17 protein-coding genes are annotated in these 21700 nt (G+C 72.4%); 8 read left to right on the forward strand and 9 right to left on the reverse strand.

Annotated elements, in window-relative coordinates; translation table 11 throughout:
• The first annotated feature begins 185 nt into the window (after positions 1–185).
• Positions 186–1979 (forward strand): DUF885 domain-containing protein, encoded by a 1794-nt coding sequence (locus WME76_RS39855; protein WP_437957380.1) that lies wholly within the window; start codon positions 186–188, stop codon positions 1977–1979.
• A gap of 39 nt (positions 1980–2018) precedes the next feature.
• Here the strand turns inward: WME76_RS39855 and WME76_RS39860 are convergent, their stop codons facing one another.
• From WME76_RS39860 to WME76_RS39875, 4 genes are all read right to left on the reverse strand, one after another.
• A complete protein-coding gene (locus tag WME76_RS39860; protein WP_437957381.1) occupies positions 2019–2903 on the reverse strand; it encodes a 5'-3' exonuclease in 885 nt (294 codons plus the stop codon).
• Positions 2904–2933: 30 nt separating this feature from the next.
• Positions 2934–4514, reverse strand: a complete 1581-nt coding sequence (locus WME76_RS39865; protein ID WP_061614750.1) for a lactate racemase domain-containing protein — start codon at positions 4512–4514, stop codon at positions 2934–2936.
• A 75-nt stretch (positions 4515–4589) separates the two neighbouring features.
• Positions 4590–5273, reverse strand: coding sequence for an HAD family hydrolase (locus WME76_RS39870; protein WP_437957382.1), 684 nt, complete (start codon positions 5271–5273; stop codon positions 4590–4592).
• Between the two features lie 52 nt (positions 5274–5325).
• Positions 5326–6093 carry a phosphoadenylyl-sulfate reductase gene (locus WME76_RS39875; RefSeq protein ID WP_437957383.1) on the reverse strand — a complete coding sequence of 256 codons (768 nt, stop codon included), beginning with the start codon at positions 6091–6093 and terminating at the stop codon, positions 5326–5328.
• A gap of 78 nt (positions 6094–6171) precedes the next feature.
• Between WME76_RS39875 and WME76_RS39880 the strand changes: the two genes are divergently transcribed.
• Entirely contained in the window at positions 6172–7158 is a 987-nt protein-coding gene (locus WME76_RS39880) for an ArsA family ATPase (protein WP_061614747.1), read from the forward strand.
• Positions 7159–7178: 20 nt separating this feature from the next.
• On the forward strand, positions 7179–8375 hold the full coding sequence (locus tag WME76_RS39885) for a hypothetical protein (protein ID WP_437957384.1): 1197 nt from the start codon (positions 7179–7181) through the stop codon (positions 8373–8375).
• Between the two features lie 331 nt (positions 8376–8706).
• Here WME76_RS39885 and WME76_RS39890 read toward each other — a convergent pair whose 3' ends face one another.
• Positions 8707–9504: a hypothetical protein gene (locus tag WME76_RS39890; RefSeq protein WP_437957385.1), complete on the reverse strand. Its 798-nt coding sequence runs from the start codon at positions 9502–9504 to the stop codon at positions 8707–8709.
• A gap of 429 nt (positions 9505–9933) precedes the next feature.
• On the opposite strand from WME76_RS39890, the gene WME76_RS39895 reads away from it, so the two are divergent.
• From WME76_RS39895 to WME76_RS39915, 5 genes are all read left to right on the forward strand, one after another.
• A complete protein-coding gene (locus WME76_RS39895; RefSeq protein ID WP_437957386.1) occupies positions 9934–11388 on the forward strand; it encodes a hypothetical protein in 1455 nt (484 codons plus the stop codon).
• The gene (locus WME76_RS39900) at positions 11385–13574 is read left to right on the forward strand and encodes a hypothetical protein (RefSeq protein ID WP_437957387.1); all 2190 of its coding nucleotides are present in this window, start codon (positions 11385–11387) and stop codon (positions 13572–13574) included. Before WME76_RS39895 ends, WME76_RS39900 begins: the two co-directional genes overlap by 4 nt.
• Entirely contained in the window at positions 13571–14623 is a 1053-nt protein-coding gene (locus WME76_RS39905) for a hypothetical protein (protein ID WP_437957388.1), read from the forward strand. The genes WME76_RS39900 and WME76_RS39905 overlap by 4 nt, the downstream gene beginning before the upstream one ends.
• A gap of 29 nt (positions 14624–14652) precedes the next feature.
• Positions 14653–15714 (forward strand): hypothetical protein, encoded by a 1062-nt coding sequence (locus WME76_RS39910; protein ID WP_437957389.1) that lies wholly within the window; start codon positions 14653–14655, stop codon positions 15712–15714.
• Positions 15715–16025: 311 nt separating this feature from the next.
• The gene (locus tag WME76_RS39915; RefSeq protein WP_437962211.1) at positions 16026–17147 is read left to right on the forward strand and encodes a hypothetical protein; all 1122 of its coding nucleotides are present in this window, start codon (positions 16026–16028) and stop codon (positions 17145–17147) included.
• Between the two features lie 7 nt (positions 17148–17154).
• On the opposite strand, the gene WME76_RS39920 is transcribed toward WME76_RS39915, so the two are convergent.
• The 4 genes from WME76_RS39920 to WME76_RS39935 form a co-directional block, all read right to left on the reverse strand.
• A complete protein-coding gene (locus WME76_RS39920) occupies positions 17155–17955 on the reverse strand; it encodes an MlaE family ABC transporter permease (RefSeq protein WP_437957390.1) in 801 nt (266 codons plus the stop codon).
• Between the two features lie 15 nt (positions 17956–17970).
• The gene (gene tsaE / locus WME76_RS39925; RefSeq protein WP_437957391.1) at positions 17971–18528 is read right to left on the reverse strand and encodes a tRNA (adenosine(37)-N6)-threonylcarbamoyltransferase complex ATPase subunit type 1 TsaE; all 558 of its coding nucleotides are present in this window, start codon (positions 18526–18528) and stop codon (positions 17971–17973) included.
• 3 nt (positions 18529–18531) lie between these two features.
• A complete protein-coding gene (locus WME76_RS39930; RefSeq protein WP_437957392.1) occupies positions 18532–19668 on the reverse strand; it encodes a hypothetical protein in 1137 nt (378 codons plus the stop codon).
• Positions 19669–19796: 128 nt separating this feature from the next.
• On the reverse strand, positions 19797–21647 hold the full coding sequence (locus tag WME76_RS39935) for a hypothetical protein (RefSeq protein WP_437957393.1): 1851 nt from the start codon (positions 21645–21647) through the stop codon (positions 19797–19799).
• Positions 21648–21700 lie beyond the last annotated feature (53 nt).

Raw genomic sequence — 21700 nt, forward strand, 5'->3', positions numbered from 1 at the left:
AGGCGCAAAGGCGCCAAGGCGCAAAAAAGATAATAAATTCGGGCATTTTTGCGTCTTTGCGCCTTTGCGTCTTGGCGTTAAATCTCTCGCCGCTCGCGAGGCAGGGCCCTGGCAGGATCGCTGACCCGAGGTGCTGGCCGAGGCCGTTGATCTGCACAGGGCGCTCTGAGAGGCTCCGGCCCGCCATGGCCGCCGCCCGTCGCCCCTCGCTCCGCCGCATCCACCGCTCGCTCCCGCGCCTCCTCGCGGCGCTCACGCCGCTCGCGGCGCTCGCCGCCTGCAGCGGGAGCGCCCCGGCGCCGCCGCCGTCCGCGGGCGCTGCCCCGCCGCCCTCGGCGTCCTCGGCCGTCGCGTCGAGCCTCGCGCCCGCGGAGGCGCCGCGGGAGCCGTTCGCCGCGCTGCGCGACCGGATCGTGCGCGCGTGGGTCGCGGACCAGCCGTCGTTCGCGCGCTCGCGCGGGTTCCACGAGCGCGACGGCCAGGTCGCCGACTACTCCGCCGCGGCGATCGAGCGGCGGCTCGCGCGGCTCGAGCAGGGCCGCGCGGCCCTCGCGGCCGTCGACCCCGCGGCGCTCTCCCCGGACGAGGCGCTCGACCGGGCGATCCTCCTCCAGCAGATCGACCTCACGCTGTTCCACGGCAGGGATCTCGAGGACTGGCGCCGGAGGCCGCAGTTCTACGACGAGCTGTTCGGCGTGAACCAGTACCTCGACCGCGATTACGCGCCGCTGCCCGAGCGCGCGCGGCGCCTGCTGGAGCACGAGAAGGCGGCGCTGACCCAGGTGCCGCGCGTCCTCGAGAACCTCGCGAGCCCGATGCCGAGGCCGGTCATCGAGGTCGCCGTGAAGATCTTCCGCGGCTACGCCGAGTACCTGCGCGGCGACGTCGTCAAGCTGCTCCAGGGCGTGGGCGACGCCGCCTTCCAGGCGGAGTTCCAGGAGACGAACGCCGCGCTCGCCGCCGCGGCCGAGAAGCTCGCCGATCACCTGGCCACCGTCGAGCTGCCGAAGGGCGACGCCAGCCACGTGCTCGGGGAGGCGCGGTACAAGAAGCTCCTGCTCGCGCAGGAGGGGCTCTCGATCCCGCTCGCCGAGCTCAAGAAGATGGGCGAGGACGACCTCGCGGCGAACAAGGCGGCCTACCAGGCGCTCGCGAGCAAGGTGAAGACCTCCCGGCCGAAGGCGGGGCAGCTGCTCGCCGAGGCGACGCGGGTGATGGAGGCGTCGCGCAGGTTCATCGTCGACAGGGAGATCATGAGCCTCCCGTCCGACGAGCGGGCGGTCGTGAAGGAGACGCCGCCGTACATGCGCTGGAACTCCGCCTTCCTCGACGCGCCGGGGCCGTTCGAGCGGGAGGGGCTCGTGTCGTTCTACTACATCACGAAGCCCGACCCCTCCTGGCCCCGGAAGGAGCAGGAGGAGTACGTGATGCAGCGCGGGACGCTGCTCTCGACGACCGTGCACGAGGTCTACCCGGGGCACTTCGCCCAGCACCTGTGGGAGAACCGCGCGCCGACGGACGTGCAGAAGATGTTCGGCAGCTACTCGTTCGTCGAGGGCTGGGCCCACTACGCCGAGCAGATGATGATCGAGCAGGGGTTCGGCAAGGAGGACCCCCAGAGCCGGCTCGGCCAGCTCGCGGACGCGCTGCTGCGCAACTGCAGGGTGGTCGTGTCGCTCGGGGTGCACGCCGAGGGCATGAGCCTCGACGCGGCGGAGCGCCGCTTCGTCGACGACTGCTTCCAGGACCGCGCGACGGCGCGGCAGCAGGCGGTGCGCGCGACGTTCGACCCCGGCTACTTCGCCTACACGCTCGGCAAGCTCCAGATCCTGAAGCTCCGCGAGGAGGCGAAGGCGACGCTGGGCGCCGCGTTCTCGCTGCGCCGCTTCCACGACGCGCTCCTCTCGCACGGGTCGCCGCCGGTGCCGCTCCTGCGCGAGCGCGTGCTCGCCGAGCTCAGGGCGCCGGAAAAGAAATAGCCTTCACGAAGACCCCCGGCCGCGCGCCTCGCGCGCGGCTCACCCCTCCGGGGCCCAGCGCGTCGGTCGCGTCTTCAGCGTGCGCACGCCGAGCGCGTCGCACCACGCCTCGAAGCGGGCGCGCGGCACGCCGCGGAAGCGCAGGTCGTCGAGGCGCTCCGCGAGCGGCACGTCGGTGCGGAGCGTCGCCAGCGTCCGGTAGAGCAGCGCCTCCTCGCGCTGCTCGACCAGCGCGCGCGCGATCCTGTCGGCGCCGCGCACCGGCACCGTCCACGCGGACGGGTCGTCCGGGATCTGCTCGAGGTGCCCGTACGCGCCGAGCAGCGCGGCCGCCGTCCGGTCGCCGATGCCCGCGAGCCCCGGGATGCCGTCGGCGTCGTCGCCGGTCAGCGCGAGGTAGTCCGGGATGCTCGCCGGGGCCACGCCGCGCGCGGCGCGCAGCGCGGCCTCGTCGACGACGCGCTCCTTCCGGCGGTCGACCTGCACGACGCGCTCGCCCGCGAGGCACTGCCCGAAGTCCTTGTCCGGGCTGAGGATGCGCACCTGCTCGACCTCGCCCTGGAACCGCGCCGCCGCCGTCGCGAGCGCGTCGTCCGCCTCGAACGCGTCCATCGACCAGACGACGATCCCGAGCGCGCGCACCGCCTCCTCGACCGGATCGAACTGGCCGCGCAGCGCCGGATCCATGCCCTCGTCGCTCTTGTAGCCGGCGAACAGATCGTTCCGGAACGAGCGGACCGGGTTGTCGAACGCGACAGCGAGGTGCGTGACCTCCTCGTCCGGGTGGTGCAGCAGCGCGAGCAGCGAGGCGACGACCCCCACCGTCGCCTTCGCGTCCCAGCCCCCCGGCGCGCGGTGGTCGGGCCGCTTGGAGAAGTGCGCGCGGAAGAGCTCGTAGGTGCCGTCGACGAGGTGCAGCCGCATGGGTGTCCCCTCCCGCGGGCCGCCCGCCCGCTACGCCGTCATGTCGGCCATGAAGATCGGCGGCGAGTGCAGGGCCATGATCTCCGGCGTCGGCGGGGCCGACTGCTTCGCCATCCGGAGCGCCTCGTCCATCGTGCGCGCCGTCTCCCAGCCGAGCAGCTGCGGGATGTACTCGTTGTCGGCGCCGACCACGATCATCCGGCCGATGTGCTGCCGGCCCGCCTCGCCCCAGTACCACATGAAGAACGGGTGGGTCGGGTGGTACGCGTGGCCGAAGCGGTACATCTCGATGTACGCCGGGTTCTCCGAGAACTTCTTCTCGTACCGCTTGTGCAGCTCCATCGCGTCGCGCGTCTCGGGCAGCAGCCGGTGCACGAACTCGATGTACGGGGCGTGGTGCTCGTTGTCGAACAGGTCGGTGCAGGGGTGGAGGATGATCATCGTCCCCCCCTTCTTGAGCATCGGCGCGCCCCGGTAGAGGTTGAACATGTAGCCGTTCGCCATCACCTGCACGAGCAGCGGGTTCAGGAACGAGTTCACGTTGTACGGGCTGATGTACGGGATGCCCGTGATCAGGATGTCGGCCTGGCCCGTGACCGGGACGAGGTACTGGTCGAAGCTGCGCTTCAGCGTGTGCTCGTGGACGGCCTCGGTCTCGCCGGCGAACACCCCGGTCACCCCGTACGGCGAGGGGACGCGCTGGAAGATCGCCTGGCGCGCGGGCTGCGGCACCTTCGACAGCGTGAAGCGGAGGGCGCGCAGCGCGCTCTTCTCGCCCGCGCTCAGGTCGTCCTCGTTCTTCGCGAGGAACTCGAGCGGGCGATCGAACATGCGGTTGTTGATCGTCGTCTCGATCGTGAAGACGTTGAGCTTCTTGTTGGCCAGCCGGCCCATCCGCTCGACGCTCGTGTGCAGCGCGGAGCTCTTCGGGTCCATGTACGAGTAGCAGTCGCGCATCACCCGCGGGTTGTGGTGCGCGCGCAGGCTCCTGTACCCGCACAGGCCGACCGAGACCGACTTGTGCCCGCCGTCCATCGGCACGAGGTTCAGGTTCACGTAGATCACGAGGTCGCTGTCGACCGCGCGCTTGTTCAGCTCGACCTCCTCGCCGACGTCGGTCGTGCCGATGTACTTCATGTTGGCGAGGTTCTCGGCGTCGTGGTTGTAGAGCTTCTTCGGCCAGTAGGCGTTGAAGATCCTGTCGCCGACGATGTGGCGGACCTCCCAGTCCTTCATCCGCCGGTGGACGCTCGTCGCGATGATGATCTCGACGTCGTCGACGCCGTAGTCGGAGAGCAGGTCGAGCACGATGGTGAGGACGCGCTCGCGGATGTCAGGGCGCCGCATCGGCGGCAGCGGCAGCGAGATGTCGTCCACCGCGATCGTGACCTTCATCCCCGGGCGGAGCTTCGCGTAGAGCGGCTCCGAGTTGTGCGGGTGGTTGATCGCGTAGCGGATCGCGGCGTCGACGTCCTTCAGCGGCTCGAGCGGCGGCTTCGGGTAGATCACCCGGGAGCCGGTGGGCAGGTCGACCTCGACGAGCTGGTCGCCTGAGAAGAGCACCCGGGGGGCGCTGCGGCTGTCTAGCGTGACGACGCAAGGATGGCTCATGGGACTTTCAGAGCAGGTGGTGCGACGAGTTGGGCTGTGGCGTGGCTCCCCGCCGTCGTCCGGCAGAGGCCGGGGTCATGCGGCGAGATGGAGGATCGGCCAGTGGTAGGCCTGCGCGAGCAGCTTGAGCTTGCGGTCCGGGTTCACCGCCGCCGGGTAGCCGACGACCGAGAGCATCGGGACGTCCGAGTAGCTGTCCGAGTAGGCGAAGCACTCGTCGAGGTTGTGCCCGTGCGCGTGGGCGTGCTCGCGGATGAGGCGCGCCTTCTCGGGGCCGGCCACGACGGGGCGCAGGAGCTTGCCCGTCGCGAACCCGTCCTTCACCTCGAGCCGGTTCGCGATGATCCCCGTGGCGCCGAGGTGCTCGGCGAGGATCTGCATCAGGAAATCCAGCGCGCCGGAGATGAGGACGACGTCGTGCCCCTTGTCGAGGCTGCACTTCACGAGGTCCCGCGCCTTGCCGTAGATGGCCGGCTTGAGCACCTTCGCGAACGCCTCCTCGGCGAGGGCCACCAGGCGGTCCTCGGAGACGCCCGCGAACGAGCTGAAGAGCAGCTCGTTGAAGAGGCGCCGATCCTGCAGCTCCGCCATCGCCATCCACGGCGCCTTGACGAGCGCGCGGCCGAGCTTCGCGAGGCTGTGCATCGGCGTTGGCTGGTTCAGCATGTAGAACACCGTCGGGTGCACGAGGTTGGTCGTGACCAGGGTGCCGTCTACGTCGAAGTAGCTCGCCGGCATGTGGGGCAAATCTCCCTTCATGCCCGTTGAGTCAAGATCGAGCTGGCGCGAACCGGGATTCGCAGGCGAATCGTCACGCCGCGAAGAGGCGATCGTAGCGGTCGTCGAGGTCGACGCCGCCGTCGGTGTCGCCCCGGTCGACCGGGTTGATCCCGCAGTATTCGACGCTCGCCAGGTGGCGCCAGCGCCCGGCGCGCTCCGGCTCGTCGGGCAGCACCGGGGTCGTGCAGGGGAAGCAGCCGATGGTGCGGAAGCCCATCGCGTGCAGGGGGTTCTCGACGGCGTCCGGATGTGCCGCGAAGTAGGCGTCGAGCTCCTCGCCGCTGAGCGACGCGAAGGGGTGGACGCGGATGGCGTTGTTCGCGGGATCGAGGCCGAACGGCGCGACCTTCGCGCGGGCGCCGCCCTCGCCGCGCCGCAGCGCCGCGACGAGCGCGTCGTAGCGGCCGCGGATGGCGTGCAGCGGGACGGACTTGCGGAGCTCGCAGCACCGCTCCTGGCCCTCCTTCGAGAGGTAGAGCAGCCCCTCGTCGCGCGTCTGCTGCATGAAGCTGCGCTCGGGCGAGAGCGTGACGACGCGCAGGTTCGGGTGGGTCCGCGCGAGCTCGTCGCGCGTGGCGAGCGTCTCGGCGTGGAGCACGCCGGTGTCGACGAAGACCACGTCGAAGGACAGGCCGGCGCGGTCGGCCACGTGGCAGAGCGCGGTCCCGGCCCGCTGCATGCTGCTCAGGATGGCCGCGCGGGGGCCGAAGGACTCGCGGACGAAGCGGAGGAGCTCGATGGGCGACGCGCCCTGGAAGCGTCGGTTCAGCGGTTCGAGGTGTCGCTCGGTGATGCGCATACGCGATGCATAGCAGAGCCCGTTTCCTTGATCCGGGTTGCCTTCGCCGGAGCTTGCGCCTAACTCCGCTTTCGCGGAATGACCAGCGCCCACCAAGCCTCGCAAGCCGGCGGACTCGGCCAGGAGCTCCCGGAGCTCGAGCGCCGGCGCTTCCTGTTCGTGACCGGCAAGGGAGGCGTCGGGAAGACGACGATCTCCGGCGCGCTCGCCCTCGCGTTCGCCGCCCGCGGCAAGCGCGTCCTCGTCGCGATGTGCAACACGAAGGAGCGGCTCTCGGCCATCCTCGGCACGAAGCCGATCGGCCAGGAGGTCACCCACGTGGCCGAGCGGGTGTGGGCGGTGAACATCTCGCCCGACAAGGCGCTCCGTGAGTACGGCGAGATGGTCCTCAAGGTGCGCGCCGCGGCCGATCTCGTCTTCGACAACAAGTACACGCGCACCTTCTTCCGCGCGGTGCCCGGGCTCTACGAGTGGGCGATGCTCGGCAAGGCCTGGTTCCACACGACCGAGCTGCTCGCGGACGGGTCGAACCGCTTCGACGTGGTGCTGCTCGACGCGCCCGCGACCGGGCACGGGGTGGACATGCTGCGCGTGCCCAAGGTGATCCTCGACGTGGCGCCGCCGGGCATCCTGCGCCGGGACGCCGAGGCGGCGTGGGCGATGTTCCGGGACCCGGCGCGGAGCGGGGTCGTCGTCGTGACCCTCCCGGAGGAGATGCCGGCGACCGAGACCGTCGAGCTCGTCGCGGAGGTCCGGGGCGAGCTCGGCCTGCCGGTCCACCGGCTGATCATCAACGGCGTGCTGCCGCCGCTGTTCTCGCCCGAGGAGCGCCGGGCGCTGCTCGTGGATCCGGGGCGCCTCGACATCGAGGCGCCGCTGCGCGCCGCGCACACCGTCGAGAGCGCCGTCGTGGCGGGCGCGCGGCGCTCGATGCGCGAGTCGGTGCAGCACGAGAGCCTGGCGCGCCTGCGCCGCGAGCTCGACCTGCCGACCGTGATCCTGCCGTTCCTCTTCGACGAGGCCTCGACGGTCGCCGGCACGCGGACGCTGGCCGAGCGCCTCTGAGCGGGCCGATGCCGGCGGCGATGGTGCGAGCGAGCCCGCTGCTCTGCGACGGCCGTGCGCTGCTCGACGCCGATCGCCTCCTCCACGCGGGGGTCGCCGATCGGCGCGCGAGCTTCGAGCTCGCGTTCACGGCGGCGCCGCCGCACACGGGTTTCCTCGTGGTCGCCGGCGTCGAGGCGGCGCTCGAGGCGCTCGCGCTGGACGGCGGGCGGCTCGACCCGGGGGAGGTGTTCGCGGCGCGCGCGGCGTGCGGCCTGAGCGACGCGCTCGTGGAGCGGCTCGCCGGCGCGGCGCTCTCGGTCGACATCGACGCGATGCCCGACGGGACGATCGCGTTCCCGGGCACGCCGGTCGTCTCGGTGGAGGGGCCGTTCGTCGAGGCGCTCCTCGTGGGCGCGCTGCTCGTGCCGGCGCTCCGCCGGGGCACGGCCGCGGCGACGCGGGTGGCGCGGCTCCTCATCGCCTCGGACGGCGGCGCCGTCGTCGACGGGTCGTCGGCGCGCGTGCCGTTCGCCGACGAGGCGCTGGCGCTCGCGCGCGCGATGCACGTGGGCGGCGCGGCGGCGACGACGAGCGCGCTCGCGGCCGCGGCGCTCGGCGTCCCGTTCCGGGGCGAGGCGGGGATCGACCTCGGCGAGCTCGCGCCGCCGCCGTCGCCGCTCGAGGGGAGCTGGCCCTGGTACGCCGACCGGGTGATCGACCTCGGGGGTCACGACGAGGAGGCGCTGCTCCTCGAGGCGCGGCGCGTGGGCACGACCGCGGGCGGCTGGGTCGCCTCGGGGCTCGCGGAGCTCTCGGAGGGGCTGCCCGCGGCGCGCTACGAGCTCGTGGCGCTCGAGGAGTCGGGCGCGTGGTCGCTCCGGCAGGGCGCGAGCGGGCGCGGCGACGTGATCGCGGGGCGCAAGATGGTGGCGCGCTACTTCGACGAGGCCGGGCGCGCGGTCGTCGACGTGATCCACCTCGCGCACGAGCGGATGCTGACGCCGCGGGCGCTCGGGGTCGCGCGGCTCGCGCCCCTGGCGCGCGCGGTGATGCGCGGCGGCCACGCCCTCGAGTCGCCCGAGCCGCCGGGCGTCGGGCGCGAGCGCTCGGTCGGGGCGCGCGAGCTGCTCCCGCACGCGGTCGCGCACCTGCGCGCGCCGGCGCGCTACCCGGTGCAGCTCTCGCCGGCGCTGATCGCGCTGCGCGAGCCGGAGCCGCCGAGCTCGTGGAGGTGAGGGCGGGGCGCGTGCGGGAGGGATCCCGTCGCGCTCGCGGAGGGGGTCGTCGCCGGCGCGGAGGCTTCGCGCGCGGTCCTGGAGCTTCGCGCGCGGTCCTGAAGCTTCGCGCGCGGGTCGGAAGGTCAATTTCCCCGGGAAATTCGTCCCCCGGAGCGCGCCGGACGGTGCCGGGGGCGCGGCGGAGGCCGCCAAGTACGCGAAATCTCGTGCTCCGGAGCGAGCGGGAAGCTTCCGGAGCGCGCGCGAAGCTCCAGGACCGCGCGCGAAGGTCTCGGGCGCGCGCGGGAAGCCTCCGGAGCGCCCCGGGAGCTGGAGTTTGTGTGTCGGATTACTCGAAATCGACGCCGGCGGTCTCTTCGACCGGCTCGGTAGGCCTGGGCGGCGTGGCCGTGGGCTTGATCGGCGTGGCCGGCGTTGTCGCGGGCTTGCGCTGGGGCGGCTTGCGGCTCGCGAGGCCGAGGCGGATGAGGTAGCTGCGCTTCTTGACGACGGCGCGGGCCGTTGTCGCCCACTCGTCGAACCAACCGCGCAGCTTGACGAGCGCCTCGCGCCGCCGCGTGGCCTCGGGGAAATCGGTTGTCTCGGGCAGAGGCGATGTCGGGCCGAGCGCCACGTCGACGAGGCCCTTGAGGCGCTTGCGCTCAGTCTTGTCGAGGCCGCGGGTAGCGAGGAATGCGACGGCCTTCTTGTCGCTCTGCTTCGCCGCGGCGCGGTCCGGATCGGTGCCATTCTCGAGGGCGTCGAGCCGCGCGAGGAAGGTGGCCACTCCGCGGACTGCGGCGGTGCCGGTGGAGGGCGAGAGGTCCTTGAATACGTACTCGTGCACGTCGGGGAAGCGCCGGCGGAGCGCGGCGCCATGACGGGCGTAGTTGGGCTCGTCCCATTGATCGAGCTCCCCTGTCGCGGCGCGCTGCGCCCTGGCATCGTCGGTGTCGGCCGGCGCGCCGGCTGTCTTGCGCGGGGCGGCGAGGACGTCGAGGAGGAGCGAGCGGCCCTCCAGGATATCGTCATCGGTCATGCCCGCTCCGGCCATCAACGTGCGAACCGCGGCGACGGCGCCTATCCCCATCAGGAGCTTGGTGGCGCGCTCCGGCGTGGCCTCGAGGACTGCATTCGAATACTCCATGGCTGATTTCCTCCCTGCCGGCCGGCAAAGCCGGACGGCGGCAATGAGGAGGGAAGATACAATGGATGTCGGCGCGGTTGAAAAGGGCTTTCTCGCCTGAGCTACCGTCGGGTTTTTGCTGCCTCGACCTGGGCGAGCTCGTGTTGTGGTCTGCCGTCGGGGTACCCGTCTCCCGTCTCCCGTCTCCCGTCTCCCGCCTCACGTCCTCGTCTCCCGTGCTCGTGCGCGTGCGCGTTCCCGTGCTCCCTCCGCGTTCTCCCTCCGATGCAACCCACGGCTGTCTCGTCACCAAGGACGGAGCGACGGGGAACTCGCCATGTGTTCCTCGGCCGAGCAATGTCCTACCGCTCCCGTGTGGACGCTTGCAGCCGGAGAATTAGCGGGCGAGCGTGCGCGGGCGATAAGAATCGCGGGGTGGAGGGAATGCACATGAGAAGGGGAACGAGGCGGCGGACAGCGATCCTCGTGGCGGCCGTGGCCGCCGTGGCGCTCGGCGCGACGGCGACAGGGTGCTTGTGGCCGCGCGAGGAACACGCGCCCGGCAGGTTCTGCGCGCAAGCCAACACCAGTACTCTCGAGCACTGCGTGGACGCGAGCGAGGGCCCGGGCAGCGCGTGGAGCAAGGCCGAGGCGGACGGCGAGCTGCCGATCCAGATGTGGGCGTTGCCGCCGTTCAGCGTGTCCGACGCGTTCGTCGCGAGCGAGGCGGAGCTCGGGGGCTGGTTCGACAACCTCGATCGGGCCGTGGCGTATGTGCGCGACGAGGAGAAGCACGCCGAGTCGCTCCGGGCGACCCTGCACGGCGAGCTCCTCGGGATGCTCCTGACGCACAGGCGTCATCAGAAGGAGATCCTCGAGGAGGAGCCGGTCCGGGCGGCCGACAACTTCACACGGGCGATGACCGACAAGGCGAGCGCCGAGGAGGAGCCGCTCTCGGCCGCGCTCGCGGCCGACAAGCAGGCGATGGCGGTCGTGCAGGCTGTCTTCGACGAGGCCCGGCGCGATGCCGCGCCGCTCGTGTCCAGGTACGCGGCCGTCGCGGCGCGGTTTGCGGACTACCGCGCGACCGAGGCGGCGGAGACGGCGGCGTACGCGGCGCTCTCGGCGGAGGCGTCGCGGTCGGGCATCGACGGCCTCGACGGCGCGGAGCAGGCGGTGCTCGCCGCGGCGGGCGAGGCGAGCCGCGCGCCGAACGAGCTCGCCGCGGAGATCATGACGCAGTCGGTGGAGCTCCAGGCGCTCGCTGTGTCGTTCGAGGAGGCGATCGCGCCGCACAGGGAGGTCCTCGCGACGCACGGCGCGGTGGTGCCGGACATGACGTCGGGGGCGCTGCGCTCGCTCAGCGCGATGCTGGGCTACGCGCGGCGGCGCGTCGCCCGGAGCGACGCGACCGCGACGACGCTGCTCGGCGGCATCGCGCTGCGCCGGGAGGCGCTCCGCATGTTGCAGGGCGACGAGGGGGCGCGCGAGGCGATCGCGCGGTCGCGGAGCCGGAGGGCGTCGGAGCGGTTCCGCGAGGGAGTGCGCGCGCGCGTGGCGGCGCTGTCTGCGGCGCCGCCGGTGAGCGAGACGCTCGGGCTGCCGTTGCTCGCGGATCGGTGCGGAGAGCTCGTGGCGCTGGTGCAGATGCGGCCGCTCTGCGAGGCGGCGGGGGCGTCGTGGCGCGAGGCCGGGGGCGCGGAGCTGCGAGGGAAGCTCGATGCCGCGGAGGCGGAGCTCAGGACGGGCCTGCCGCGGAAGATCGCGGCGGGCCTCGCGGCGCTGCGGGAGAAGGGGATGGCCGCGGCGGCGCTCGACGCGGCGCAGGCGCGGCTCGACGCGGGCGACGTGAAGGGGGCCGCGATTGCGTATGACGCCGCCGTGCGCGGCGCGGAGGGGATATGAGGGCCTTGAAGGATGTAGCGCGGCGTGGCTTCCGCGCCGCGGTGCTACAGAAGCTCGTCGCGCTGGTCACGGTGCTGGCGGTGCTTTCGCCGTCGTTCGCGCGGGCCGGCACGCCCTACACCATGCTCTGGAGCAGCCACCAGGACGTCCATTCGTGCGCGAGCCCCGAGCTCGAGCATGAGGGTGACGCCATCTTCGAGGTGAACCGGACGCCCCTGCCCACCTACGGGGTTCCGGGCGGGCTGACGGTCGAAGGCGACGGCTCTCAGAGCAACACGCTCGAGGCGGACTTCGACTCGGTGCTGCTCCGCATGGGCAGGAACGAGTTCCACTTCGGGGTCCACACCGTCAACGGCAAGGACTGGTGTACCCACGCGCACGACGTGGTGCACCTCGTCTCGGAGCCGCTCGGGCTGAACAAGCCGCTCTTCAATATCCGCCGCGACGGTACCGGATTCGAGGGCAACACCGACGTCGACCTGAGCCTCGCGGAGATCAACCCGGACCTCGCGCGCGACATCGCGGAGCTGGAGGTCAGGATCGCCCGGCTGCTGACGGAGCTCCTCCGCAACGCCGCCAGGGTAGCGGACCTCAGGGAGAGAATGGACCTCCTGCGGCAGCTCGATCTGGAGCTTCACGACCTCGTGCAGCGGCCGCTGGACGAGATCTCGCGGACCGACCTCGACGCGATCCTGGACCGGTACAAGGACGTGGTCGACGCGGAGACGCGGGCGGCGATGGAGCAGCTCGTCGACGACCTGAAGAAGAGCGTCAGCGACCTGGAGAGCGAACTCGCGCGGCTCATGGACGAGTTCGGCGCGCAGGCGGACGAGGTGGCGGACCTCGCGACGCAGGATGCACGCGCCGAGGGGTGGGATCCAGACGACCCGTTGGCGTACGCGCTCGGGGAGAGCGAGGTGCCGTGGGTGGAGGTGCCGGACATCGCGGAGGTGGACGGCGCGTTCGAGGAGGGGCGGGACCCGTACGCAGCGTACGCGGACGCGGTGATCGCGGCGCTGGAGGCGGCCGTGAGCGGCGGGGTGGTGGTCGCGCGGGCGGACTTCGTGGCGAACGTGCGGGCGTGGCGGGACAACAGCGCGGCGCTGGAGATCGCGCTGCGCGACCGGATGGGGGTGTCGCTGGCGGAGACGAACGCGTTCCTGAAGGCGCAGAACCGGATCACGGCGGTCGTGCGGCGGTTCGTGGATGCGTCGGACTGGTTCGTGGACTCGCCGGTGCCGGCGGACCTGCGCGCGGCGGTCGACACGGTGCTGAAGCCGAGGTTCGATGCGCTCGCGGACCAGATGAAGGACAACCTCAACCTCTGGACGGGGAGCGGGCTCGACCTGGAGCAGACGCAGCTCTACCAGACGATCAGCGCGTTCGCGGGAGCGATGTCGACGGTCGCGGAAGGCTTCGAGGCGTATGCGGAGGTGATGCAGACGCTGGTGCACGCGACGACGCGCATCGGGGTGGGGTTCGTGCCCGTGGTCGGTCCGACGCTCGACCTGTGCGAGGCCGTGACGGGCAAGGAGTGGTGCCTGCCGGCCGGGCGAGAGCTCAGCGACGAGGAGCGGATCTTCTCGGGGCTGGGGTTCGGGCTCGGAGCGGTCGGGCACGTCTGGCACGGAGTCGCCGCCGCCGGCGCGCTACCGCCGCGTGGGATCCGGATCGCCGGGGAGATCGCGGAGGTCGATAAGGTCGTTGTCAAGGGGTTCGAGGTATGGAGGCTCCGCGGGTTCAAGACGCTGAAGGGGGGCGTCACGGAAGCCGGGTTCAACACCTTCGAGAAGGCGGCGATCAGCCACATGACCCGCGAAGGGCGGGCGCTCCTCGGCGTCGGCGACGAGGGCGTGCGCGAGATGCTCAAGATGCCAGCGCGCGTGAAGGCTCCGGACTTCGTGACGGTGTCCCGGGGGCAGAAGCTGATCGTGAGCGAGGTGAAGGGGGGAAATGAAATCAAGGTCAAGGAAATGATCCAGCAGTTGTCGAGCGGGATGGAGTGGCTGCGGAAGGAGGGAGTCGTCGGAGATGTCGAGCAGGTCGAGCTCATCATGGCGCGGGGTGGCAAGTTCAGCCCGGAAAATACCTACAGCATCAAGGACGGGTACCTCTTCAATGTGAAGAAGGGCAAGAGGGAGCCCCTGAACGGGTTCAACAGACCCATCCGGGTGATCCAGCTATGAGCGACTCAGGACCGTGGTTCTTCGCCTGGTGTGACGGCGCACAGACACTCGACGTGTATCTCGCAACGTTGTCGGCGCTCGTGCACCCAGGGACTTGTATGACCGTAATGAAGGATGGCAACCTCACCGACACGGCGTCCATGGACGAGGCGGTCGCGATGATCCGCGCCGAGTTCTCCGAAGGTCCTTCCGGTGGAGCACTCTTCGACGTCATGCTGGGCGGCACCAAGCGCCTCTTCGGTTGCAGCAGTGACTGCTACACCGAAGAGGCCGCCCGCGACATCTCGGCCGGCCCCATCGACATGTCCACGTGCGACCAGCGTAGGTTTCTCTGCTCTCTCCTCGAGCTCGCCTGGGGCAGGGGCCCGCGCTCGATCGAGGCCGAGGCCGCGGTCGCGTGGCACCTGCTCCGGGACGACCTCGAGGACCTCCTGCTCCGCCTCTGCGCGCCGGACGCGAGCGGTCGCATCCGAACCGGCGCATGCGCGAACGCAGGAGACTGGATCGCGCCGGTGCGCATGTGCGCGACGTACAACGCGGACGCGCGGGACATCGCGCGCGACCTCGCCCTCTCGTGGCTACAGCGCCACGACAAGGAGATGGTATCGCGCAACGCGGGCCTGTCGCTGGAAGCGCTCCGCGCGCGGGTGGAAGCCGCGCCGGCCGGAGCGCGCGTCCCGCTCAAGGGCGGCAGCGAGCGCGCGCACTCCCTCTCCCGCGAGACCGTCCTCAAGGCGCTGGCAACGCCGCCCTCCGCCCTGCTGGAGGCGCTCGAGGCCGCGGCGGCGCCCGACGAGGCGTGGCGCGCCGCCGAGCCGCGCGCGCGAGAGATCCTGGCGCTGACGAGCGAGATCGCGGAGACGGGCGAAGGCCCGCCCACGTGGCAGGTGCACACGGACACGCGCGCCCACGTCCGCTTCCTCCGAAAGCACGCGCCTTTTCATGTGCGCCGCCTCGCGGGCGGCGGCGTGATCCTGGCGACCCACCCGTTCCGCTCGCTCTGGCCGCTCTGGGTCGACGCGCTCTTCTCGCTCGGCCTGATGCCCTGACCCAGCAACCTCATGAGGGTGAATCAAGGATGAAACCAGGGCCGTACTTCTTCGCCTGGTGTGACGAGGCAGAGCGGGTCGGCGCGTTCGCAGCGGCGCTGTCGGCGCTCGTCATCCCAGGGATGAATATCCGCGTGACGATGGGCTCCGATGTGGATCGCTCCGTGAGCTTCGTGGACGAGGCGGTCGCGATGATCCGCGCCCGCTTCGGACGCACCGATGCCGAAACCTACTTCGCCATGGAGCTCGACGACCGGCGCTCATTCTATGGCCACTATCGCTGCTTCACCGGCAAGAGCGAACGTCTCAAGCCGATGGGCCCCATCCACATGGTCCCCGCAGCAGTGGCGAACATTGTCCCGCTGGATTTGTACCTCGCCCTGGGCAGCGGACCGCGCTCCGTGGAGGCGGAAGCCGAGCTCACGTGGCACATCGTTCTGGACGACCTAGAGGACCTGCTGCTCCGCCTCTGCGCGCCCGACGCGCGCAGGCGCGTCTCGACCGGCGGCTGCACGAGCGCGTGGACCTGGCTCGCGCCGGTCTCGATGTGCGCGACGTACCACGCGGACGCCCGCGACATCGCGCGCGATCTGGCCCTGTCGTGGGTCAGCCTCCACGACAAGGAAAAGGTCTCGCTGATCGCGGGCATGTCGCTGGAGGCGCTGCACGCGCGTATCGACGCCGCGCCGGCCGGGGCGCGCGTGGTGCCGACGGACAAGAGCGGGCGCTCGATCCCGCTCTCCCGCGAGACCGTCCTCAAGGCGCTGGCCATGTCGGGCTCCGCCCTGATCGAGGCGCTCGTGGCCGCCGCCGATGTGCCCGACGAGGCGTGGCGCGCCGCGGCGCCACGCGCCGAGGAGATCCACAACCTGACGGTGCAGGCCAGGGCGCGCGGCGAGTCGTTCACCCGCGGCAGCGGGCCCCTCACCTGGGTGGAATTGACGGGCGAGCACGTCTACTTCCTTGTCGACCACGCCCCGTTCCACGTGCGCCGCCTGCCGAGCGGTGGCATCTTGCTGGCGACCCACCCCTACCGGACGCTCTGGCCGCTCTGGGCCGACGCCCTCTTCGCGCTCGGCTTGATGTCGTGACGTCAAGCCAAGCAACACGCATCGGGGGGCCGTGACGCTATGGGCCAGGATCAAGCCCCGGGAATGACGGCTGGTGCAGGCCGGCAAGAGGGGTCGCGACGGCGGTCGACCTGTATCTGTGACGAAGGGAAACCAATGGTCCGTCAGCGAGGTGTACGTGGTGTAGCCATTCCGCTCAGGTCGGAGGGCATCGCGTCGTGAGCCGCGCGAGCAGCTATCGTACGCTGAGGGACGAGCCCCTTCGCTTGTATGCTGCGTGCGACGAGGAACACAGGGTCGATGCGTTTGCGGCTGCTCTGTCCGCCCTCGTCATGCCGGGGTGGTTCGTGAGGCTCTCGATCCATCCGCTCGCCGGTCTCGATAGGTCTTACGCCGCGCTTCCCGTCGAGAAAGCCGTGGCTGTGGCTCGCTCGGCCTTCGGCACAGATGTGCGCATCGGAGCGAGCTTCTGGACCATGACGAGCTTCGGCCACGGCGTCCCGCTCACCATCGGCTGCGCCGACGAGAAGCACGAGCGCCGGTCCCCGGACGGTCCTCTGAGCGCATCGAGCGGCGATCATCACGATCTGCTCCCACAGCGCATCGACGTGGCTGTCGGCGCCCGCTCCGTCGAGGTCGAAGCCGCGGTGATGTCGGTGCACGTTCAGCAGGACATCAACGATTTCTTGGTCCGTGTCTGCGCGAGCGAACACGTGACGACCGGCGGGTGCTCAGATCTCAATACCTGGGGTCCACCGATCGAGCTCGCCGCAACATACCACGCGGACTCCTTCGTCGCGCGCGATCTCGCCCTCTCATGGGTGCACGTCCACGAGGGCTACAAGGTGGCGCGCGCCGCAGGCATATCGCTCGATGCGCTCCGAGCGCGTATCGAGGCCGCGCCGCGCGGGACGCGGATCGCGGTCGCGGGCACCGTCGCGCGCGCGCGCAAGCACGCCGAGCTGGAGTGTTTCGCAGAGAGGGAGAGGATGGGGCTGCTCGTGCGCGATGAACCCGATCCGCGCGCGCGCTGGAGGAAGACGATCGAGCTCACAGAGAGGGAGGACGCGCTGCGCGCGCGCGGCGAGGTTCTGCCGCTCGGCACGCGCGTCGCGCTCGCGGGCGACGCCGAGCTGACGCGCGAGCAAGTCCTTGCAGCGCTCGCCACGCGGCCGGATGCGCTGCTTGAAGCGCTCGAAGCCTCCGCTGTGCCGGACGACGCGTGGCGCGCGATCGAGCCGATCGCGCTCGAGACCATTCATTCCGCGAAGGAGGGGGCGCCCACCGAGAACGTGATCGTGAACACGGGCGTGCACACTCGATTCATCGAGCGTCACGCCCCCTTCCACGTGCGCCGCCTGCCGAGGGGCGGCGTGGTGCTGGCCACGCACCCGTACCGCACGCTCTGGCCGCTCTGGTCCGACGCGCTCTTCGCGCTCGGCCTGATGCCCTGACGCCGGCTCACATGTCGAGCAGGAGCTGCGTCAGGATGTAGTTCGTGACGAGCACGGTGACGCAGCTCTCGACCACGGCGCGCGTCGTCGCGACGCCGACGCCGCGCGCGCCGCCGGAGGCGAAGAAGCCGTGGCGGCACGAGACCGCCGAGACGATGAAGCCGAAGACGCACGCCTTGATGAGCCCCATCGAGATGTCGCTCGGGAGGGCGAAGTCGCGGACGCTCTGGAAGAACGCGCCCGCGTCGCCGCCGAGCCAGAGCACGGCGACGAGGTACGAGCCGCACATGCCGACGCTCGTGTAGAGGATGCAAAGGAGCGGCAGCATCACCGTCGCGGCGAAGAGCCGCGGCGAGAGCAGGTACTGCACCGGGCTCACGCCCATCGTCGCGATCGCGTCGATCTGCTCGGTGACGCGCATGTTGCCGAGCTCCGCGGCCATCGCGCTGCCGGCGCGCGCGGTGACCATGATCGCCGAGAACACCGGCGCGAGCTCGCGGGCGAGCGAGACCGCGACGAGGCCGCCGACCCGGCCCTCGGCGCTGAACGCGCGCAGCGCGTAGGACGTCTGCAGCGTCACGACCATGCCGCTGAAGACCCCCGTCAGGCCGACGATGAAGACCGACTGGGCGCCCATGAAGTCCATCGCCGCCAGGAACTGCGCGGGGCGGAACGGGGGGCGCACGAGCCAGACGATCGTCTGGAAGGTGAGCGTGACGATGTTGCCGATGTTGTCGAAGAACCCGAGGAGCGGCCCCAGCAACTTGTCGAGCAGCTCGCCGCGGCTGGGCTCAGCGCCTCCGGTCACGATGCCGCTCTTGTATCACGCAACGCCGCCGCGCACGGGCAGAGGCGCGCGAAGACGTGCCGGGCCCGCGAGATCGCCCGCGAGCGCCGCCAGCACCGTGCGGCTGCGCTCGCCCGTCGCCCGGATCTCGGCGGCGCGGCCGGGCGCGGCCGGGTCCGCGGGCGCGGCGAGGTGGATGAGGAGCGCGTCGCCGCCGAGCGCCTCCACGAACGGCTCGCCCCACTCCACGACGACGAGCGCCCCCTCGCCGCGGCGCTCCCGCAGGCCGAGCTGGGCGAGCTCTTCGGTCGCGGCGCCGCGCGCGTCGCCCGCAGAGGACGCGCCGCCGAGGCGGTAGGCGTCGGCGTGCGCGATCGGGACGCGGCCCTCGTGCTCGTGCACCAGCGTGAAGGTCGGGCTGGTGATCGGGAGCGCCGGCGGCACGCCGAGCGCCCGGCAGAGGGCGCGGGCGAAGAACGTCTTGCCGGCGCCGAGATCCCCGGCGAGGACGACGAGGTCGCCGCCCGCGAGCAGGCCGGCGAGCGCGCGGGCGAGGCGAATGGTGCTGCGGCGGCTCGGGAGCTCGATGCGCATGCGTCAGAACCGGGCCCCGGCGCCGAGCGCCGCGCCGACCAGGAACAGGGAGCCGTCCCCCGTGGGGACCCACCGGAGGTTGCCGAGCTGGGCCTCGAGCTGCACCGAGGGGCCCAGCGCGAGCGCGACGTCGATCGACGCCCCGAGCACCGGGTGGACCTCGATATCGCCGCGGTACGTCGCGCCGCCGGGCCCCACGACGCCGGCGCCCGACCTGAAGAACGCGCCGAGGTGGAGCGCCGGGCCGACGTGCAGCGGGAACGCGCGCCACGCGCCCTCGTGCGGCGTGAGGCCGGGCGTCAGCATCAGGCGCGCGCCGCCCTCGATCCAGCCGGCGAACGGACCGACAAGGTTGCCGCCGCCGCCCGCGAACAGCTCGAACCCGCGGTCGCCGGGCGCGTAGGCGACGCGCGCCGTCCCGACCAGCGAGGCCGCGCTGCCGCTCGCGCCCGGCAGGCGCGCCGCCGCGACGGCGGCCCCGAGCGCCGCGGAGACGGCGAACCGGCGCCCGCCCGAGTACGCGGGCCAGACGCGCTCCGGCCCGAGAGGGTAGGCCATCAGCACCTCGCTGGCCGGCGGGGCGGCCGGCGCCGCGGGCACGGGGGGCAGCACCACCGTGCCGCCCTCCGACGGAGGCGGCGCGCCCGCCGACGGGGGGCGCGCGGCGCGCTCCCAGGGGAGCTCGCCGATGCCGATGCCCTCGGGGCGGAGGAGCACGGCCAGCATCTCCTGCGTCTGCCGGGTCGCCTGGCCCTGATCGACCTCCCGCGCGACCGACTCGACCCGGCCCGTCGAGGCGAGGTACGCGGTGAGCTCGACCCGGGTGGTCGTGACCGCGGGCTCGACGGTGCCGGCGAGGACCCAGTCCGCGCCGGTCTGCGCGCCCACGGCGCGGAACTCGTCGGCGGTGTCGGCGACGCCGTCGGCGACGCCCTTGAGCGCGGCCGCGATCGCGCCGTCGGGCACCGGGGTGTGGCCGAGGGCGGCGAGCCCGCGCGCGACCTCGGCCTCCGCGGCGCTCCGGGCGGCCGCGTCGGTGCCGCCGCGCGCGGGCAGCACCGCCACGCGGTCGGCGAGCGCGGCCGGGGCGAGCGCGGTGAGCGCGGCGGCGGCGGCACAGGAGAGGGCTCGGCGGATCATGGGGCGCCATGGTACGCGCCCCGGGAGGCCGGAGCAGCCCCAGGACGACGCGCCAACGTGCTCTTCGCGCGCTCCTCGGCGCGCGGGTCGCGCGCGGAGGAGCGCGCCGGCCAGGCGGTTCGCCCCGCTCATCGCGCTTTCCCGATCTCGCGGTACCCGACTTCCCTGGGGAGCACGCGCTTTCCGCCGAAGCCGGTCGCCGACGTCGTCCACAGGTCGGCCCGCGCGCCGCTCAGGGAGCTCGCCGCCGCGAGGCGCCGCGCCTTCACCTCGGCCGGGTCCTCCGTGCCCGTCTTCGGCAGCTTCTGCACGCCGGCCCAGGCGAGGACGCCGGCGTCGCGCCCGAGCGCCGCCCAGAAGCTCGGCGGCGCCGGGTGCGTGGCGAGCCACGCGCCGAGCGCGGTCGCCGCGCCCGGCGCCTCCGGAGCGCCCGCGGCGGGCGGGCGCGGCGCGCCGGCGGGCGCCGCGGCGAACGGGAAGGGCCCGGCCGTCGCGACGAGCGACCCCGGCGGCGGCGAGAGCGCCGCCTCGAAGCCGAGCGCGATCGTCACCGAGCGCGGGGCGGCGCGGATCGCCTGCTCGGCGCACGGCGCGTCGCCGGCCAGGATGAGCCCGCGGATGCCCAGCGGCCGGAGCGCGCGCGGGTCGAAGGTCCCGTCGCAGGGGAGCGCGAGCGCGACGCCGCCCTCGGCGGCGCCGCCCACGAGCGCCACCGGCGTCGCGCCCCGCTCGGCGAGGGCCGCCGCGAGCACCTCGATGCTCCTCGCGGGCTCCGCGCCCACCACGAAGACGAACGCGCCGTCGAGCGCCGCCGGCTCCGGCGGGTGGACGAGCAGCACCGGGATCTCGTTCGTCCGCGCGAACTTCGCCGCCGCCGTCGCCTGCTCCCGGTTGGAGCCGGCGATGAGCACCGCGGCGCCCTCGGCGGTGAGGCTGCTCAGCGCCTCCTCGACGCCGCCCTCCCCGCCGACGTCGCGGCTCACGAGCCGCGCGTCCGACCCCGGCCTCAGCAGCCCGAGCCCGTGCGCCACGCCCGCGGCGACCTCGACGCTGCGGCGCCGCGACTCGGGCGTGCGCGTCGAGAGCAGCAGGCCGACCGTGGGCGGCTCGACGCGCGCGGTCCCCGCGCCGGCCGCGATCTCGAAGACCGCGTCGCCCTGGCGGCCGAGCAGCGGGCCCGCCCGGTCGAGCAGCTCCTTCGCGAGCGCGACGTCCCGGCGCTCGCGGGCGACGATCGCGAGGCGCTCGGCGACCAGCGAGCGCAGGTCGACCTCCGGATCCACGACCTCGCCCGCCGCCTGCCCGGCGCGCAGCGCGCTCACGAGGTGCTCGATCGGGACCTTGCGCAGCAGCGCCCCGATCTGCGCCCGGACCGCGGCGCGCTCGTCGTCGCCCGCCTCGCGCAGCCAGACGCCCATCAGCTCGAGCGCCTGCGTCCACGCGCCCGCCTCCATCGCGGCGGAGGTGACCTCCTCGTTGAGGAGCGAGCGCACGTACGCGTCGATCACCTTGCTCACCAGCGGGCGCAGCACCCCGAACGCGGGCTTCGGCTTGCCGGCGCGCCGGAGCGCCGCGCCGCGGAGCACGCGCGCGATGTCCTCTGTCGTGCCCGTCGCGCCCCGCCCCCGCGCCTCGATCTCCGCCGAGAGCGCCTCGGCGCGGCGGACGTCCCCCTGCTCCAGCGCGATCCAGGCGAGGTGGGCGTCCGCGACGCGGATGAGGTCGTCGCCCGGGTAGCGCTCCCGGAAGGCGACGAGCTCCGGCTCGAGCGCGATGCGCTCGGCGCGCGCGCCGTTCGCGAAGCGCGTGAGGATGCGGTGCAGCTCCGCCTGGGCCGCGGGCGAGCGGCTGAGGGTCTGGCTCACCGGCGCGCCGCCGCCCGGCCCGCCGCAGCCCGCGGTCGCGGCGCCGAGCGCGAGGAGCGCCGCGGCCGCGCTGAAGGCCGCGGAAATTCGGCCGAAAGTGTTGACTGGGTTCACCTTGACGTCACCCGGGCCATCCCATACACCCGCCCCGCCCGCCTTCCATCGAG

The organism is Sorangium sp. So ce119, assembly GCF_051524405.1.
Taxonomy (GTDB): Bacteria; Myxococcota_A; Polyangia; order Polyangiales; family Polyangiaceae; genus Sorangium; species Sorangium cellulosum_G.